This is a genomic window from Paenibacillus sp. FSL R5-0341 (genome assembly GCF_037975235.1).
Lineage (GTDB): Bacteria > Bacillota > Bacilli > Paenibacillales > Paenibacillaceae > Paenibacillus > Paenibacillus amylolyticus_A.
In genome coordinates this window covers 3,730,662-3,748,482 of sequence record NZ_CP150241.1, presented here as the reverse complement: position 1 = coordinate 3,748,482, position 17,821 = coordinate 3,730,662, and the positions used below count along the sequence as shown (strand labels likewise).

The window sequence follows — 17,821 nt, the reverse complement described above, 5'->3', positions numbered from 1 at the left end:
ATGCGAACCAGTGCACGGCTAAACACGTCATATGAAGAACCGGGTATTTGCACGGGACTGAGGGAGAAGAACTCCCGCGGTCCCTTTTGCAATCTGGTCAGAAAGCGTGTAGGATGGGCAATATGAAGAGGGAAATGATTCAAATTATTTTCCGGGAAAGCGCAGGAAATGACAAGCTTGTACAGAAGACGCGCGAGCTAAACCGTCGGTGTTCGATCCGGTTCGACTTGTTGCGTGCACATGTCAGCAAGCCATTATTTTTTGCCTGAATACATAGGTTAGCGGTCAAGTTCGAGGTAAATGATTAAGGACATGAAACGTTAATGGAATAAAGAAAGGAAGTGCTGTGTGTGATTAAGGCCTATCTGATTGATTTGGATGGTACGCTCTATCATGGCAGACATCGTATCGAAGGAGCCGATCAGCTTATTCGAACACTGCAAGAGCTAGGAAAGCCGTATTTATTCGTAACCAATAATTCTTCTCGCACTCCACAAGGTGTGGCAGATCATCTGAACGGGATGGGTATACCTGCCGACGCGTCTCAGGTATGTACTTCTGCTGTGGCAGCTGCTGAATACGTTGCTAAAGAGTCACCGGGTGCAAGAGTGGCATGTATTGGCGAAGCAGGATTGTTGCAAGCCATAGAAGAAGCAGGACTACAGCTGACTGAAGATGCACCAGATTACGTGATACAGGGGATTGATCGTGAATTTTCCTATCAGAAACTGACCAAGGCGCTAAGGTGGATTAATGCGGGATCAAAATTCATCATGACCAACCCTGATCTGCAGCTCCCTTCGGATGACGGATTGACGCCTGGAGCCGGAACTATTGGAGCAGCGATTGAAGCGGCAACCGGAGTTCATCCTACCGTTATTGGCAAGCCATCGAGTGTTATAATGAAGTCAGCCATTAGCCGGCTGAACCTGGCGTCTCATGAAGTAGCAGTGATCGGAGACAATATGCGTACCGATATTGCAGCTGGAGTGGCAGCAGGATGTGAGACGCTGTTGGTACTTACTGGTGTGACAACACGAGATAATATGGATGGACACATTCAAGCAGCCAAGGCTCGACCTGATCATGTGTTTGAAGATTTGCATAAATTGATGGAGTGGCTGTCGCAACAGACAGACTAAGCTTCCAAAAAGGGGTAATGTATGATGCCGGAACTGCCGGAAATGGAAAACTACCGGACCTTGCTGTCCGAGAAAATACTTGATCTACCAATTACAGGTGTTGTGATTAATCGCGATAAAACGATAAACACGGAGCCTGATCTGTTCATCAGTGAACTTACAGGCAATCGCATCATATTTGTTGAGCGCCGAGCGAAGCATCTGATTTTCCACTTGGCTAATGGCAAACGTCTGGTGCTGCACCTCATGTTGGGTGGTATGATTTTCTGGGGCACGGAAGAGGAGCGCCCTGATCGTTCCACACAGGTGGAAATCCAGTTTGGCGATCACATTTTATTCTTTATCGGGCTGCGCTTGGGTTATTTACACCTGCTTACTTCGAAAGAAACGGAAGAGGCGATGTCTGATCTTGGACCTGAACCTTTGGATCGACGGATGAACCTAGAACGTTTTGCTTCTCTGTTGAAAGGGCGTCGCGGTACGCTCAAGACAACGTTGGTAAACCAGCATATTATTGCGGGGATCGGCAACTGTTATTCGGATGAAATTGCCTTTGCTGCCGGTCTGAGACCAAGCTCCAAAACGCAGAACATCGCGACTTCACCAGAGCTGACGGAACGCTTGTTCCATTCGATGCAGTCCGTGTTGCGCGAAGCAGCTTCTGAGGGTGGTTATATGGAAATGCCACTAATGCAAGGGGACACCAAGACAGGAAGCTTTGACGAGCAATGTCGGGTGTACGATCGGGAAGGCGAGACTTGTCCGCGCTGCGGGGGAACGATTGAACGAGTGGAAATTACGGGCAAGAAGGCGTTCTTCTGTCCGAAATGCCAGCATGAGGCCTAAAACCGGAATCGGGGCACATGTCAGCACCAGAGGCGGATTTCTCCAGGCAGCCAAGAGAGCTTACGAGATGGGGGCAACGGCATTTCAGTATTTTCCGAAGAACCCGCGTAGCCTTGGTCTGAAAATTCTGGATCTCAAGGATGCTGAGCAGTGCAGGGATTGGTGTGAACAGCAGGGTCTTGCTTCGATTGCACATTCACCCTATCCCACGAATCCGGCGTTGGGCATGACCCGTGGAGAGGCGGGTTTTCATGCTACGATAGCTTCTATTCGCAATGACCTTGAAATTTCGAATGCTTGCGGTTCTGTCGGGACGGTAGTCCATTTTGGACATATCAAAACGAATGATCCGCTGGAGGGCTATCAAAACCTCATTCATTGTCTGGATACCGCCTTAGAGGATTGGGATGGTCATTCGAAAGTTTTGCTTGAAAATCAGGCAGGTGATCATGGCCCGATGGGCACGACAATGGAAGAACTGATACAGATTCGCAAATTAAGCCGATATCCGGAGCATATTGCTTTTTGTTTTGACACATGCCATGCTTTTGCTTCAGGTTTGTGGTCGTCAGGCAACGAAGAGTCGATGCTCGATAAGGGCAGGATGCTCGGATACTGGGATCATGTTGTTGCTGTACATTTTAATGATTCCAAGTATGCGTCCGGTTCGTGTAAGGATAGACATGCGAGGATCGGACAGGGTTATATCGGAAATGAATCAATGAAAGCATTGTTAAATGCGCCTGAGTTCCAAAAATCGGTTATTGTGCTCGAGACAGAAACAGGCGAAGATGGAACGCACCATGATGATATAGCGCTCATGCGTTCCTGGTTATAATGGGGAGAGGAGCGATTGTATGCATGTTTTTTTGGATGACTATCGGGCGTGTCCGAAAGGATTTGTTCTGGCAACGAATGCAGAAGAGTGCCTGATGCTGCTAAGAGAAGGTGACGTAGACATTTTGTCTTTGGATTATGAGCTTGGTCCTGATTCACCCAATGGCGGTGAGGTTGCGGCATCCATTGTACGAGAAGGTTTATTTCCGCGTGAAATCTTTTTGCATACGTCCAGTATGTTTGGGAAACGCCAGATGTACGAGATGTTATATAGCAATAAACCGGATTCGGTAACCATTCATAATGGTCCAATGACGGGTGAGGTCATGCTGCGTGTTGCTGCGGGAGAAGAAAGTTAATGAAGCCAATTACATCTAAAATGTTAATGCGCGGCGTATGGGAAGGCATGCCACAGGCTGTATTTATATATACCCCTTTATGTGGGACGTGTGCGGCAGCCCGGCGTATGCTGGAGGTCGTTGAGCACATGCTGCCGGAAGGTATTTTATCCGAAATGAACATTCATGACATTCCTGAACTTGTACAACAATTTCAAATTTCAAGCGTACCAGCAGTGATGCTATTTGACGGCCAGCAAGATGTTCCAAAAATGGTTTATCGGATGAGCTCTGTGGAGCATTTACTCTCGGAGATCCGGAAGGCGGTGCTGAAATGAGTATAATTTCGATGGAACATGTCTCACTTCGACGAGAAGAAAATCAGATTTTGGATAACGTACATTTGCGTATTGAACAAGGCGAACATTGGGTTATTCTGGGTCGAAATGGTTCTGGCAAAACAACGCTGCTGGAAATGATGAACGGATATATGTTTCCAACCCAGGGACGCATTGAAGTACTCGGTAATCTGTATGGACAATGTGACGTCAGGGAAGTACGTAAGGAAATCGGCTATATTAGCCAAACGTTGATTGAGAAATTAACACCCAGAGATCCGGTATGGGAGGTTGTCGCTACAGGAGCTTATGCTTTTTTGCGTTTTTATCAGACAATTCCTGATGAAGTCAAAGCAAAGGCAATGAGTTTGCTAGATGACATGGGCTTTGCCAACCTGGCCAACAACCCCCTTGGAACGTTATCCCAAGGCGAGCGCAAAAAAGTCATGCTTGCTCGTTCATTAATGGCTGAGCCCAAATTGCTGATTATGGACGAGCCTTGTGCCGGGCTAGACTTATATGAACGTGAGAAAATGCTGGCCGAGATTGTTCGTCTGCGCCAGCGTAACATTACAGTTGTTTACGTAACGCATCATGTTGAAGAGATCGTACCTTTATTTACGCATGTGGCCTTGATCCGCGATGGACGTATTGCGGCGGCTGGCCCCAAGCATGAAGTTTTGACACAAGATACAATTAAGCATACGTACGATGTCCCGGTCGATATCCAGTGGGATGACGGTCGCCCGTGGATACGCGTACGTTCTGGAGGGTAACACAATTTGAGTACACAATCGTCTTGGGAAGAAGGCAACTTCTCCCGTTTTATCTGCACAGCCAATCATGGCTTTGCCCCTTATGCTCAGGAAGAGTTGCGCCGTACGTTTGGTGCGGTCAAGAGCACGGTACTTGTACCAGGAGAAATCTTGCTTGCGGGTCTGCCTGTAGCGGAGGAAGAAGTTGCAGGTAAGCTTTGGGCAGAGTATCCAACGTTTTTACGTCATATTCAGCCTGTTCAGTTTCAGGAGAATACAGAAGATTCGGAACAGTCTATCGAGAAATTGATTGCATTCGTGATGAATCATAAGGAACTGACCGGCACCCCTGTCGTGCTGCAGGTACGGAAGACAGAAGGGTCCTTTTGGCAAGAAAATGCGGCCTCATTGAAACAATTGCTGACAGATAAACTGAATGATCTAGGTTGTGAATGGGTTGTACGTGATGCTGAATATGTCATTTCCGTATTTGCTGCGAATGATATGTTGTATGCTGGCGTATCCAGACCTGAACAGAATCTGTCAGACTGGAGCGGGGGAGCCGTACGTTTTCAAAAAGAAGACGGACAAATCTCACGGGCCAAATTCAAATTGCTTGAAGCCGAGCAAACGTTTGGCATTGACTTTACTTCATTTCATAAAGCACTTGATATCGGCGCTGCACCAGGTGGATGGACCTCGTTCCTGCTTGAACGCGGGCTAGAAGTAACGGCGGTAGATCCAGCGAAGATGGATGCGACGCTACTGGCATCACCAAAACTTACTTTCTTGAAGAAAAATGCAGGGGATGTTCGTTTCCGTGAAGGAGAATTCGATCTGCTCGTATGTGACATGAGTTGGAGTCCGAAGCTGATGAGCCGACTTGTATCGGATCTTCTTTATAGCCTTCAACCCGGGGGAACAGCGATCGTTACTGTGAAGTTATTGCATAAAAAACCGCTCGCGCTCATTAAAGATGTGATTGACACGTTTGAGCGTTCACGGATGCAAATTCAACGTTCCAAGCAGTTGTTCCATAACCGGGAAGAGATTACACTCTATATGGTCAAATATTAAGGGATCTAGCTTTGATTAAAGCAGCTAAAGGTATTATGAAATTGATTCGATTAAGCCCATTAAATATTGTGCTTTACAATCTATTCCTGCCTGTACTATAATGATACCAATATTAACCATAACAAACCTGAGGGAAAGCATCCCGAAGTGAACGAAACCGGATATCCGGTCTGTTCTTCTTCGGTGAAGCTTTCCCTTTTTTGTTGTGTAATGAAGGAGGAATTGATATGAGACATCCGGCCAGGCTGGAACGCGGAAGCCTGCTGGGAGGTAGATATCGTATCGTATCCATTCTGGGTACAGGTGGAATGAGCCATGTATACGAGGCGGAGGATCTGAAGTTGCCGGGCAAGATCTGGGCAATAAAAGAAAGTGTAACGGCTATGCCATATGAAGGCAGTATGGAGACGGAGGCTGCTCTGCTGACATCCCTTCGCCATCCAAGATTGCCGCAAATCGTTGATTTTTTTGTCCCGGATGAAGATGGGTACACGTACTTGGTGATGGAATACATCGAGGGGTTAACGCTTAGTGAGTATTTCAAGCAGTGTCGTGGGAAGATCCCGATGGAGCAGTTGACGGAGTTGATGCTTCAATTGCTGGATGTGTTGAGTTATCTGCATAATCTGAATCCACCTGTCATCTATAGGGATCTGAAACCATCAAACATCATGATCACGCCGGAACATGAAGTAAGATTAATTGATTTTGGCATCGCCAGAAGCTACAAAGCGCAAAGTGCCGAAGATACGGTCAAGTTGGGAACAGCTGGTTTCGCTGCACCTGAACAATATGGCTCAGGACAGACCGATGCCCGTTCCGATCTATATGGACTCGGAGCATTACTGTTGTATCTCATGACAAGTGGTGCGTATACAGAATGGATTCAGGGAGTGGAAAGCTCAATTCGAAGTGATGTACCGCGTACCTATATTCCTGTGGCGAGAAGACTGTTAAGGTATAACGCCGAAGAGCGATTCCAATCTGCAGATGAGGTACGGAAGGAACTACTCCGAATACCTGGAGGAATAACTCCGGGTGGAGACGGGACGATGACCCTGAATGGTGGAACAAGAGTTATTGCCTTGACGGGAGCTTCATCTGGTGTAGGGGTTACCCACACGGCTATAGCTATCAGTCATTATCTCGAAAGGCAAAACTTCAAAGTAGCTGTGATTGAAATGTCACCTCGCTCCCAATCCTTTGCAAGAATTCAACAAATCGCTCAAGCAGGTAAACCGGTGCCCACAGGCAGACAGTTTGCAGTGGATGGTGTTCATTATTGGAAACAATCCGGGCGAGCGGATATTTTGTCTTTGCTTGGGGGGAGTTATCAATTCATCGTGATGGATCTCGGTAGTGGTCAGGACCAGAACCGGCTGGAAGAATTCTTGCGTGCAGATCTGCCTATTGTGATAGGCTCAGGTGCCGAATGGAGACAGGCGGAGATTGGGGCTTTTGTTCGATCACATCATCGGTATCCTCAAGAGAAATGGATTTATTGTTTGCCCCTGGCAGCAAGTGAAGCAGTTCAGCGCATTCGTAAAGCTCTGGATACTTCGAGTGTATATGGGCTGCCGTTACATATTGACCCTTTTGACAAGGACGCACAGATGGATAAAGTGTTTTCTCATATTTTAACGCATATGATGGCACAGCAACCGAAGAAACGTTCGTTCTTTTCACGAAGGAAAGTACATGATTAGAGGAGATTACGAAAGGAGAGCCTCTTTTGTCTAAATTAAGAAAACAAAGCCGTCAACTAATCTATGCCGGGCTTATCGGAGCAGGGGCTGTAGGGTTGGTGTTCGGAGGATATGTTATTTACAATGTCAAAACGATGGGTGATGTCAGATCAGCTGTAGAAGCCCGTTATTTATCGGCATATGAGGAAAAGGAAGCTGAATTAAAGCAACAATGGAATTCGGGGGCACAAGGCTGGGTTACCATTCGGGATATAGAAGCAGGTGAACCGATATTGCCTGAGGATCTGAAGCTCGTTGCAGTCCCGGATGCACAGGCGCCCCGAAATCTCTGGTCCAGTACCAAGCAGATGGACGGTCAAGTGGCCAAAATAGAGTTGAAAAAAGGAACAGCGATTACCACCGAAATGGTGTACGAGGATACACCGGCTCCGCCCGATTTAAGAAATCGAGAGCTGCAAGTTGTACTACTGCCGTCCTCACTCGTAAAGGGAGATATTATTGATGTTCGTATCCAGTTCCCCACAGGACAGGATTATGTTCTCTTATCGAAAAAGAAAGTGGAACGACTAAATGCAGCTACCTTATGGATTACGATGACGGAGGAAGAGATTCTGTCACTCTCAAGTGCAATTGTAGATGCCTATTTACATAAAGCTTCAATCTATGCCTTAACCTATGTAGAACCACAGTTTCAGACACCTGCAATTGCAACGTATCCTGCCAATTCAGAAGTGTTAAAACTGTTGGAGAGTGATCCGAATATTGTTCGACGAGCGGAACAAGAGTTATCCAGACAAGTGCGAAGTTCGCTTGAAAGTTCCCTGGCCGCTTCCATGACAGCACCGTCAAAAGGGGTTGAGCAGGATGTGGCACAATCCTCAGTTACCTATAACAGTCGCCCATCAGCGAATAATTCGGCAACATCGGATGGCGTAATGTGGAATGATGGTTCAGGTAACGGAGGAGGAGCTAATTCAGGTAGCATAAATGATGCTGCTGAAGCTTCACTAACAGAACAGCAGAGCCTGCTAACGGGTGGAGAGTAGAGATGAATCTGAGGTTTTGTTTTCACATTAATATATTCAGATAACAAAGGATTAAAGAAATAGAAGGGAGTCGTGATATGTATGCATACATGGATCTTTGCAGGTTTATGTGAGAAGAACGATCTGATGCAGTATCTCTGCAAGATACTGGCTTCGACAGGTAACAGGGTCTTGCTTGTAGATGGAACGTTACAACAGAAGTATGGATACGGCGTAGGGGACAGTCAGCAGTCTTTGCGAATTACGGAATTTGAAGGTTTTGATATCGCTTGTCATTTTGTAACTTCAGCAGCTGTAGAGAATCATCTTGAAGTAAATGGAGCGCGGTTGGACAGCTATGACTATGTGTTATATGACATGGAGACCTCACACTTTGCTTCGCGTAATCTTTGGCTGAACGCTGATGTAAGAGTCTGGGTGAGTGATTATGAGCGGTTCAATCTGGAACGTGGCAAGGGCTGGTTGAAGCGGTTGCTTGAAGAACAGTCATTGCCTGGTGAGTTGTCATTTCAGCGGCTCTTCATTAACGGGGTCGACTGTAAGCTTGAAGCTCGTTATCTGTTGGCGTATCTGGAGGGCAGCCCGTTTGTATGGACAGGAGAATCCTTAGTGCTTCCATGGGATGAGTTAACAGCGGCGGTTAAGCTTGAGAACGAGCATCATCGCAGAGTTCATCTTGGACCTTTGTCACGAAATTACAAAAAATCGTTGTGTCGCGTGGTCGAGCAGTTAACAGGTTGGGAAAGTGTTCGCAGTCGTCGTGCGATGAAAGAAGCAGAGAGGATGAGAGCATGAGCACCATTACCTTTTGGAGCCCTTTTGCAGGGACAGGTTGTACCTCAAGCACATTAATTAGTGCTTATGCCATGGCACTTCACTATAGGACAAGAGTGTTACTTGTTAATACAGGCCTTGTCGGAACTGGTACAGAAGCTGCTCTGCCGTCCAATGAGGCGGATTCCACAGATTCCGTGTTCTCCTTCGAAGAGGGTGGATGGGATGCGGTTGAACGGCTGCATTCGAGCGGGAGCCTGAACAAGCACAATCTCAAGGATTATACCAAGCCACTTCTGAAGGAAAGACTTGATTTCCTGACCGGAAGAATGAATGAGATGGAACGTTCTCCGCAAGAACATGGTGAGACTGTAAAAAAGCTGCTGAATGTAGCTAACGAGTATTATGATCTGGTTCTTCTGGATGCGGATCATGCTGGTGTGGATTCGCAACTCAAGCTGCAACAAGCGGACTATGTTGTCATTAATCTCGATCAAAATATGCGAAATCTGGAGTTGTTCTTTGAAGAAATCCTGCCAGAACGAATGAACAAACAGAATATGCATGTTGTCATTAACAAATACGATCCGCAATCCCGCGCAACGCTTTCCAATATTCGGCGCCGGTTCAGATACAAAGGTTCGATATCTGCAATCCCGTACACAACCGGATACCTGGATGCAATGAATCGGCGAGATGTCGCTAAGTACTTGCAGTTGGAAAGTTTAAGCGAGAATAAGGATACTCGTAAAGGGAGCTTTGCTGCTAGCATGAGCGAACTCGCTCGCCTGATTATGGACGGCGCAGGAATGCGCACGGTTCTGAAGAGGCTGGAAAGGGGAGCCTGAACCTCCAATGCTCTGGAATACCATATGGATAAGTTTAATTTTGATTCTGTGTCTGACCTATCTCTGGTTCAAGTATAGAACGTTTCTTCGTGAAAAGAATGCTCGTATTCCTGAACAGGAATCGTTCACAATTGATATGTTGATTGAGAAGGTGAAGAACTCACTTCATGAGCTTAGTCATAGTCAACTCGCGGATGCGGGTCTGCACGAAGAAGAATATCGTCGAAGAATCAATCAACGTGCTGAGATGAGAAAAGCCCTGAAAGGTTGTGTTTCAGGCAGTATCAGCGACAAAACATATGTCAAAAACCTGATAGGGGATCTGCTGACCCGAAGTATAGGCCTGAACAAATCGAATGTAGATGAAGTTATTTTGTTTGCAGAACCAGATTTGTTGACGATTCAGGACCGATTCGAAATCGTGTTCTATTTGTACCGACAGCAATTCGGTGTGGATGCTCTTTCCCGAATGATTGATACCTACGATCTTGGCAGGCTGAGAATCGAGGAAGGTTCGGAGGACGGAGGGAGTTATTATATCTCTGAGGAGGATATTCAGTATGTGTTCGAATGCGAATATCGAGAGCTTGGATTCAGAGAAAAGACGGATATCATCGTGCAACGTATCTACCAACACTACAAAGGGTTCTCGGTTGTTGATGAGATAAGAGACCAACGTATTGACGGCGTCAGTGGTGGTGTCAGCGGTATGCTGGATACTGTTCATAATATGGGATTTCGAAAACCGGCATCATGGAATGATTTGCTGGATCAGGGACTGGATGATGATGCACATGAAGAACCGCTGAGCGGGATGGAAAGTGTATGGGTTTTCTATAAAGGTAAGTCCATTCATCTGTCCTTTCTATCATTCGGCAGCATCCGTGAACTGAAACGGGTATGCCAGAATATATACAAATACAATTATCCGGGACAGTTGTCGGAAGCAAGTGGATACAAAGTGAATGAGATGAAAGACGGTTCCCGTGTCGTTGTGGTTCGTCCTCCTTTTGCAGAATCATGGGCGTTCTTCGTCCGGAAGTTCGATATTCCGAATGCTTCACTTGAACAATTGGTTACGGGTAACAACGCAGATCTGCCAATTACATTGCTTCAATACCTGATGAAAGGAAGCCGGATTACAGCTGTAACCGGGGCACAGGGATCTGGTAAAACAACGTTGCTTATGGCTATGGTCAAACACATCTATGCATCGTATACCCTTCGGGTGCAGGAGATGGCGTTCGAACTTCAATTAAGACGGATCTATAGCCGACGTAATATTTTGAGTTTCCGAGAGACCGAACACATTTCAGGTCAACAAGGGCTTGATTTGCAGAAAAAGACGGATGGTACCGTCAATATTCTCGGTGAGGTTGCGAGCGATGAAGTAGCTGCATGGATGATTCAAATGTCCCAGGTTGCCAGTCTGTTCACTCTGTTTACCCACCATGCCAAAACATTTCGTGATCTGGTCTTCTCCCTGCGTAATTCCCTACTTAAAACAGGCATGTTCCAACATGAACATATTGCTGAGGAGCAGGTTGTAAGTGTGATCAATTTCGATGTTCATATGAAGAAAGACGCTGAGGGACGAAGATATATTGAGCGTATTACGGAGTGTCTTCCTCGTGCGAATCAAGGTGACAGCGTGGAAGAGAGAGCAGGTTTTTCATTTCGTAATGTTGTGGAGTACAGAGATGGAGAATACGTTGCGACAGCTCCAATCTCTTCGGGATGCATGATGGATATGCGAGAACAGATGACATTACAGGATGCTGAGAGATTTGAACAGTTTATGAAGCAACACTGGGGTGATCAGCATGACAATTAAATGGATTCTGCTCCTCGTATTAAGTATTTGTGCAGGAGGGTTGCTGATCACGCTTCTGGTTTTAGGTGTGATACGTCGCAGAGGAGGTGGTCCAACAAGCCAATCCGGCGTTATTCTAACTCCCGGAGGGAAGGGATTTAAAGGACTGGGAGCACTCTTGTTACAGTCCTACCGCTTCGGAATGAAAGTCCCACTGCTATCAGCCTATATTCTACAAGTGCAGAAGCGGATTTCATTCCGCCACGTTGGGGATGAGCCCTCACTTCGCAGACTGACGATGACAGTGGTTCTGATTATTCTGGGAGGATATGGAAGCATAAGTGTCATTCTGTTTCTTCTGCAGCCGGGTATCGCTTTTGTAATACTGTCCGTGCTCTGTGCTGTGGTGCTAAACAGCCTGGTGCTGGATATGTGCCTCAGTCGTATGGAGAAAAGGTTGCTGGTGCAGATGCTGGATCTCTTTGCAGATGTAAGGCATCGGTATCATCAGCATGGCATGGTTGAAGAAGCGCTCTATGAAGCCGCTGAAGCAGGAACAGGAGAAGCCGCGGAACAAGTAAGACTGATCTACGAAGCTCTAACTTCTCCAGATCCGAATGAAGCTCTTGAGCGTTATTATGAAGTGGCTCCCAATCGTTTTCTCAAAGGGTTCGCAGGCGTTTCCTATATGGTCATGGAGTTCGGGGATAAGGACAGAGAACAAGGTTCTATTTATCTTAAAGGACTTGGTAACCTAACTCAGGAGATTCATTTGGAGATATTGCGGCGTGATAAATTGGATTACTTGCTCAAAGGACTTAATATCATCGCACTCGCTCCGGTATTGTTCACCGCTCCGATCGAACGCTGGGCAAGAGTCAGTTTTCCAACGATGGATGAATTTTATCGCAGCAAAATCGGTTTTGTTACTAAAATATCGATCTATGTCATCATCATCCTTGCCTATTTGCTTTTGCAAAGGCTCCAACAATACGATGAGACCCGTTATCGGTCAGGCCATAAGCACTCACGGTTGGATCAGTTTCTGTACAAGCAGACCTTCATACGGAAAATGGCGATGTTGTTTGCGGCGAAACCTAGGAGTACACAATACAGCCAAACGATACGACTGATGAGGGAGAGCAGCTCGGAGCTGAAATATGAATGGCTTGCCATTCGTCGAGTGATGTTATTCGCAGGTTGTTTGGTCCTTACGATGGGCTGTATCTTACTGTTGCACCAGGTTGAACGTAACCACATCTTGCATGATCCAATCCGGGATGACCGAATGTTTGGCGCAATGGCTGAAGCGGACCTCAGGAAGGCCGAGGAAAAAACAGCTTTGGATCAATCCGTGCTGGAAAGTGTAGAAATGAACCGAGGAGCTACATACGAAGACATCTCCAAAGCGTTACAACAGCTCTCTCCCGTTCAGCTGGACCATGATACCCAGGCTGAGACGATCGCGCGCATTATGCAAAAACTAGAGGTGTATAACAAGCAATATGTACGCTGGTGGGAAATGATTATAGCGATTGTCATGGGTGTAGCAGGGTACTACATGCCCGTATGGCTCATGTTATTTCAGCGGAAAATGCGAAGGTTGGATATGCGGCATGAAATCTATCAATTTCAGACGGTGATTTCCATTTTGCGTGAGATGGACCGGATGTCTGTGGAGGAGATATTGGAGTGGCTTAATCGATTTGCCGTCATTTTCAAGCGTCCGCTGCAAAAATGTTTGTTGCATTTCGAACATGGGCCAGAGCTTGCACTTGAACAATTAAAGGAAGAGGCGGGTTTGCCCGAGTTCCAGCGACTGGTGGATAAATTGCAGCTTGCCCTTGGCAAAATCTCAATACGTGAAGCCTTCGATGATCTTGAAAGCATGATGGCATTCTATTTTGAACAACGCAAGCAGGAATACAGCAAAATGATTGATGTAAAAGCATCATGGGGTAGAACCATCGGATTTACACCTATGTATGCCCTTATCTTTTTGTATCTGGTCATTCCATTGGTCGGTATGAGCTTCTTGCAGATGAACATTTATTATGAACAAATTCAGAAACTGTAGCACAATTCATCTGTGTAACAGTCTGAAATAGTTTAATCACTTATAACTTGGGAGGATTTATCATGAACAATGCATCAAGCGCTTTGAAGGTGGCAGCAGGGATATTTTTAACGATCGCTCTGATTACAATTGTAGTTCTGTTATTTATTTCGGCTCAGGAGGCAACTAAGACGGCCCAAAACAATTTTGCTGATATCCAGACCGAATTGTCCCAGGCTGCATTTACGGTATATGACGGAACAACCATCAGTGGATCACAGGTAACGAATGCGCTGCGTAAATATGCGGACAAGGATCAGTTCGGTATTCAAGTTATTACAGGTAAAAATAAAGCGGGTCAATGGTACGGCAACCAATTAAATATTTCACAGGATCTCAATAATGCGGACTACGGCTCGGTTATTGCACCTGACGATAAAGTGGGGATTATTAACCAGACCATGAGTGAAAAAGACAATCAATACGTCAATCCAAGTGGTAAATTCAAAGCAATTATTGTAAAAGACCGTTCCAACGTGGTAAGAGGGCTGATCTTCCAGCAATCCTGACAGGAGTTGGTTTAACATGTCCCAGAATACCCAGCATCTTATGTTGTTTTGTACGGCGGTTGTCCTGTTTGTGACAGCCTGCCTGTACGGGCAACAGAATGTTAAGATTTTATCAGCGGCTTTGAACGACAGAGTACAGACAATAGCAGGTATGGAAGGTCGACTGACAACAACACTGCACACCACTAATCCCGATCAGTATAGTGGTGCGGAAGTGTTGCATACCGTGAGACAGATGACAGGCACAGGCATTCCTGTAGAGGTAGACGGAACTTCTTATGTGATCGATCCACTTGTCAGCAAAACAGCGACGATTCCTGTCGGGCTCGATGCTACCTACAGACCTGAGTTTATACGAAATGAAACTGGAGAACTGCTCAAGATTGTTTTTTGGAAGGAGGCCAGTGTGAATTGATTAATGCCGCATCCAAGCTGCTTGCCGTATTGCTCGCAGTCCTTCTACTCTATGTGTACCCGGCTGCTGAAACAGCCGATCGGCAGGATGATATAGCACGTATGATGGCTGTTCAGAATGTAACACGTTTTGTTGATGCTGTCCGAACGAAAGGATATATTTCACCTCGAATGTTAACTGAGTTTGAGGAGCAACTGGCCCAGACGGGCAATGTGTATGAGTTGTCGATGGAACATTTACATAAGAAATATGTACCTCATTATACAGACCCGATGGACAATAACAGTTTTACCGGGACCTATGAGGTAGTGCAGGATGGATATTATGCAGCTCAGATTCGAGATAGGCTATTCCCATCTTCAGGTGTGATACCGGCTGATGATCCTACTCGAAGATATACATTGACAACAGGGGATTTTTTCACCGTGACGCTCCAAAATACAAATCGTACACCTTCCATGCTTATTCGTGAATGGTTGAGTGGTACGGCGCAGGCTTCAGCTGTATTTGTCACATACGGAGGTATGGTTCTCAATGAAGATTACTGAGCTTTCCATTGTATTCGTGCTGATCTTCTTCCCGCTCTTCTGGATCATCTCACTCCATACCCAAGATGCCGAAGAGGCTAACTATCTTGGACATCGATACAGATCTGCACTTCAAACCGCAGTTATGGATGCAGGTGCAGTGATGCATCAGAATGAGAAACAAAATGATGAAGCGGGTTATGATTCAACCAAGTTTGTCAAAGCGGACAAGGAGCTTGCCTTGATTACATTCACTCAGACAATGGCTTTGAATATGGGGATTCAGGATGATCCCGCAGCTATTCGAAACATGTTTAATTACATTCCTGTCGTAGTTATTCTGGATTATGACGGCTATTATATGTTGTCCACAGAAACAGAGTTGACAGGTAACCGTGAAGATTCTTTCAGGCAAGTGTGGAGCCCCAAGAGACCTTATACATATTCAGATTCAAATGGGAGCAGTATTAACTTTACATTGGACGACTACGTATATGCCTACGATGCAAGCGCAGGGAAATGGATTGAGGGATTTCAAAAAGAACTGGCTACAACCACACAGATTCCTTTGCTTCAGGATACCAACGTATTTGAACAAGTTAGACGAAGTCGGATTGTAGCTACTGTGCAGAATAATCTGGCCGATGTGATTAACCGCCATAATGAGTTTGCCAGAAAGAACGGTATTTCCTATACATTTACGATGCCTCTGATTGCGCAGGAAGATTGGTACAACTCCATAAATGATACAGGGATTATGGCATTTATCCAGGGTATAGGTGTGGGTGACCAGAAGATCAACAACTACGCAATTGGTGGAGGCAGACTTGTGAAGAAAACGGCCATCGTAGGTGGGGTAGATCCTTTAACGGGTATCAAGTACTACTATCCCTCCACATGTGGTAATGGTTACCGTGCCGAAGAAGTGTTCACAGACGCAAGAGAAGCAGCTGCACAAGGCTATTTCGAATATAACTGCTCTAATCGTTAGGGGAGCTTGTACAACAAAATCATGGAAGAGGTTCCTGAACTGTTTACATTACTTTCAGAAAAGACAGAACCTGTGCTAGAATAGGGTTTCGGAACAATAACAAAAGTAATGTCTAATAGATAGGAGCAACCTCATCTTATGAGTTTATTGTCAGTAGAGAACGTGAGTCACAATTTTGGAGATCGCACGTTATTTAAAAATGTATCGTTTCGCTTACTTGCCGGAGAGCGAGTAGGACTTGTTGGTGCCAATGGTGTAGGTAAATCCACACTAATGAACATCCTTACCGGTAAATTACTTAAAGACAGTGGAAAAGTGGAATGGACACCTAAGGTCCGTTATGGATATCTGGATCAGCATACGAAGCTTACGCCAGGCAAAACCATTCGTGACGTACTTAAGGACGCATTCCTTCCGTTGCTTGAATTGGAAAAAGAAATGATGAATATTACGGACCAGATGGCAGATGCAGATCCAGATAAGCTGGAGCAGTTGCTGGAAGAGATGGGCGATATTCAGGAACAACTGGAGCAGGGCGATTTTTATCTGATTGACGTAAAAGTCGAAGAGATGGCCAATGGTCTTGGTTTGACCGCAATTGGTCTTGATCGAGATGTCGCAGCTCTAAGTGGTGGACAACGTACCAAGGTGCTTCTTGCCAAGCTTCTACTAGAGAAGCCTACAGCCCTTTTGCTGGATGAGCCTACCAACTATCTGGATGTAGAGCACATTGAATGGCTGTCACGTTACCTGAAAGATTACCCACACGCGTTTCTTCTAATTTCCCATGACACGGAATTCATGAATGAAGTCGTAAATGTTATTTATCATTTGGAATTTGCCAAATTAACGCGATATGCAGCGAACTATAACAAGTTCCTTGAGATGGCTGATATGAATAAAGCCCAGCATATTGATGCATACGAGAAGCAGCAAGAGTATATCAAGAAGCAGGAAGATTTCATTCAGCGTAACAAGGCACGTGCTTCAACTTCAGGTCGAGCGAAGAGCCGGGAGAAGCAGCTGGACAAGATTGAACGTATTGATCGTCCAGATGAAGCGGCTAAACCAACGTTCAAATTCAAGGATGCCCGGGCGAGTAGCAAAACGGTCTTTGAAGGCATTGATTTTGAAATCGGATATACGTATCCTTTGCTGCCTAAGATGACAATGACAATTGAACGTGGTGAGAAAATTGCCATTGTAGGTTGTAATGGTGTGGGTAAATCGACACTGCTGAAAACCATCCTGGGAAAAATATCTCCACTGAGTGGTAAGACTTTCTTGGGAGATTATCTCGAAACGGCATATTTTGAGCAGGAAGTCCGTGCTGGAAATATCACACCGATTGAGGATGTCTGGAATGAGTTTTCACATTTGACCCAGAACGAAGTCCGGGGGCATCTCGCTCGCTGTGGGTTGAAAAATGAGCATATTACCCGTCCGCTTAACATGCTGAGTGGTGGAGAGCAAGCCAAGGTTCGTTTATGCAAGCTCTTGATGCGTGAAAGCAACTGGATTTTATTCGATGAGCCGACAAACCATCTGGATGTCACAGCCAAAGCGGAGTTGCAGCGTGCCTTGCAAGAATTCAAGGGAACGGTGTTGCTGGTATCTCATGAACCTGATTTCTACGAGGGTTGGGTCACGAAAACATGGAATGTCGAAGAATGGTCTGAGAAAAACTAGACAATTCAAGCAACATTAAACAGAAATGAACGGTGACAAAAAAATCCGTCTATG

General features: G+C 45.8%; 18 protein-coding genes. All 18 read left to right on the top strand.

Going from position 1 to position 17,821, the window contains the following annotated elements:
• Nucleotides 1–350: 350 nt before the first annotated feature.
• The 18 genes from MKX75_RS16700 (at nucleotide 351) to MKX75_RS16615 (ending at nucleotide 17,767) form a co-directional block, all read left to right on the top strand.
• Entirely contained in the window at nucleotides 351–1,142 is a 792-nt protein-coding gene (locus MKX75_RS16700) for a TIGR01457 family HAD-type hydrolase (protein WP_339166065.1), read from the top strand.
• A gap of 24 nt (nucleotides 1,143–1,166) precedes the next feature.
• Complete coding sequence (locus tag MKX75_RS16695; RefSeq protein WP_062834901.1) at nucleotides 1,167–1,988, top strand: DNA-formamidopyrimidine glycosylase family protein; 822 nt, start codon at nucleotides 1,167–1,169, stop codon at nucleotides 1,986–1,988.
• Nucleotides 1,978–2,826 (top strand): deoxyribonuclease IV, encoded by an 849-nt coding sequence (locus MKX75_RS16690; RefSeq protein WP_339166064.1) that lies wholly within the window; start codon nucleotides 1,978–1,980, stop codon nucleotides 2,824–2,826. Before MKX75_RS16695 ends, MKX75_RS16690 begins: the two co-directional genes overlap by 11 nt.
• Nucleotides 2,827–2,845: 19 nt before the next feature.
• Nucleotides 2,846–3,184, top strand: coding sequence for a cyclic-phosphate processing receiver domain-containing protein (locus MKX75_RS16685; protein WP_145148415.1), 339 nt, complete (start codon nucleotides 2,846–2,848; stop codon nucleotides 3,182–3,184).
• Complete coding sequence (locus MKX75_RS16680) at nucleotides 3,184–3,501, top strand: thioredoxin family protein (RefSeq protein ID WP_062834898.1); 318 nt, start codon at nucleotides 3,184–3,186, stop codon at nucleotides 3,499–3,501. The genes MKX75_RS16685 and MKX75_RS16680 overlap by 1 nt, the downstream gene beginning before the upstream one ends.
• Before the next feature lie 2 nt (nucleotides 3,502–3,503).
• Nucleotides 3,504–4,277, top strand: coding sequence for an ATP-binding cassette domain-containing protein (locus MKX75_RS16675; RefSeq protein WP_339170497.1), 774 nt, complete (start codon nucleotides 3,504–3,506; stop codon nucleotides 4,275–4,277).
• 6 nt (nucleotides 4,278–4,283) lie between these two features.
• Nucleotides 4,284–5,333, top strand: a complete 1,050-nt coding sequence (locus MKX75_RS16670) for an SAM-dependent methyltransferase (RefSeq protein WP_339166063.1) — start codon at nucleotides 4,284–4,286, stop codon at nucleotides 5,331–5,333.
• A gap of 227 nt (nucleotides 5,334–5,560) precedes the next feature.
• Nucleotides 5,561–7,039 (top strand): serine/threonine protein kinase, encoded by a 1,479-nt coding sequence (locus MKX75_RS16665; protein WP_076331548.1) that lies wholly within the window; start codon nucleotides 5,561–5,563, stop codon nucleotides 7,037–7,039.
• Nucleotides 7,040–7,065: 26 nt separating this feature from the next.
• Nucleotides 7,066–8,085 (top strand): SAF domain-containing protein, encoded by a 1,020-nt coding sequence (locus tag MKX75_RS16660; protein ID WP_339166062.1) that lies wholly within the window; start codon nucleotides 7,066–7,068, stop codon nucleotides 8,083–8,085.
• Nucleotides 8,086–8,166: 81 nt separating this feature from the next.
• A complete protein-coding gene (locus tag MKX75_RS16655) occupies nucleotides 8,167–8,880 on the top strand; it encodes a hypothetical protein (protein ID WP_339166061.1) in 714 nt (237 codons plus the stop codon).
• Entirely contained in the window at nucleotides 8,877–9,707 is an 831-nt protein-coding gene (locus MKX75_RS16650) for a hypothetical protein (RefSeq protein WP_339166059.1), read from the top strand. The genes MKX75_RS16655 and MKX75_RS16650 overlap by 4 nt, the downstream gene beginning before the upstream one ends.
• 7 nt (nucleotides 9,708–9,714) lie before the next feature.
• Nucleotides 9,715–11,541, top strand: coding sequence for an ATPase, T2SS/T4P/T4SS family (locus MKX75_RS16645; RefSeq protein ID WP_339166058.1), 1,827 nt, complete (start codon nucleotides 9,715–9,717; stop codon nucleotides 11,539–11,541).
• Nucleotides 11,531–13,597, top strand: coding sequence for a hypothetical protein (locus tag MKX75_RS16640; RefSeq protein ID WP_339166057.1), 2,067 nt, complete (start codon nucleotides 11,531–11,533; stop codon nucleotides 13,595–13,597). The genes MKX75_RS16645 and MKX75_RS16640 overlap by 11 nt, the downstream gene beginning before the upstream one ends.
• A 62-nt stretch (nucleotides 13,598–13,659) precedes the next feature.
• Nucleotides 13,660–14,145 (top strand): hypothetical protein, encoded by a 486-nt coding sequence (locus MKX75_RS16635; protein WP_062834890.1) that lies wholly within the window; start codon nucleotides 13,660–13,662, stop codon nucleotides 14,143–14,145.
• A gap of 16 nt (nucleotides 14,146–14,161) precedes the next feature.
• Nucleotides 14,162–14,560, top strand: a complete 399-nt coding sequence (locus tag MKX75_RS16630) for a hypothetical protein (protein ID WP_076331554.1) — start codon at nucleotides 14,162–14,164, stop codon at nucleotides 14,558–14,560.
• Nucleotides 14,557–15,108, top strand: coding sequence for a hypothetical protein (locus MKX75_RS16625; protein WP_339166055.1), 552 nt, complete (start codon nucleotides 14,557–14,559; stop codon nucleotides 15,106–15,108). The genes MKX75_RS16630 and MKX75_RS16625 overlap by 4 nt, the downstream gene beginning before the upstream one ends.
• Entirely contained in the window at nucleotides 15,095–16,078 is a 984-nt protein-coding gene (locus tag MKX75_RS16620) for a hypothetical protein (protein WP_339166053.1), read from the top strand. Before MKX75_RS16625 ends, MKX75_RS16620 begins: the two co-directional genes overlap by 14 nt.
• Before the next feature lie 138 nt (nucleotides 16,079–16,216).
• Complete coding sequence (locus MKX75_RS16615) at nucleotides 16,217–17,767, top strand: ABC-F family ATP-binding cassette domain-containing protein (RefSeq protein WP_076331557.1); 1,551 nt, start codon at nucleotides 16,217–16,219, stop codon at nucleotides 17,765–17,767.
• Nucleotides 17,768–17,821 lie beyond the last annotated feature (54 nt).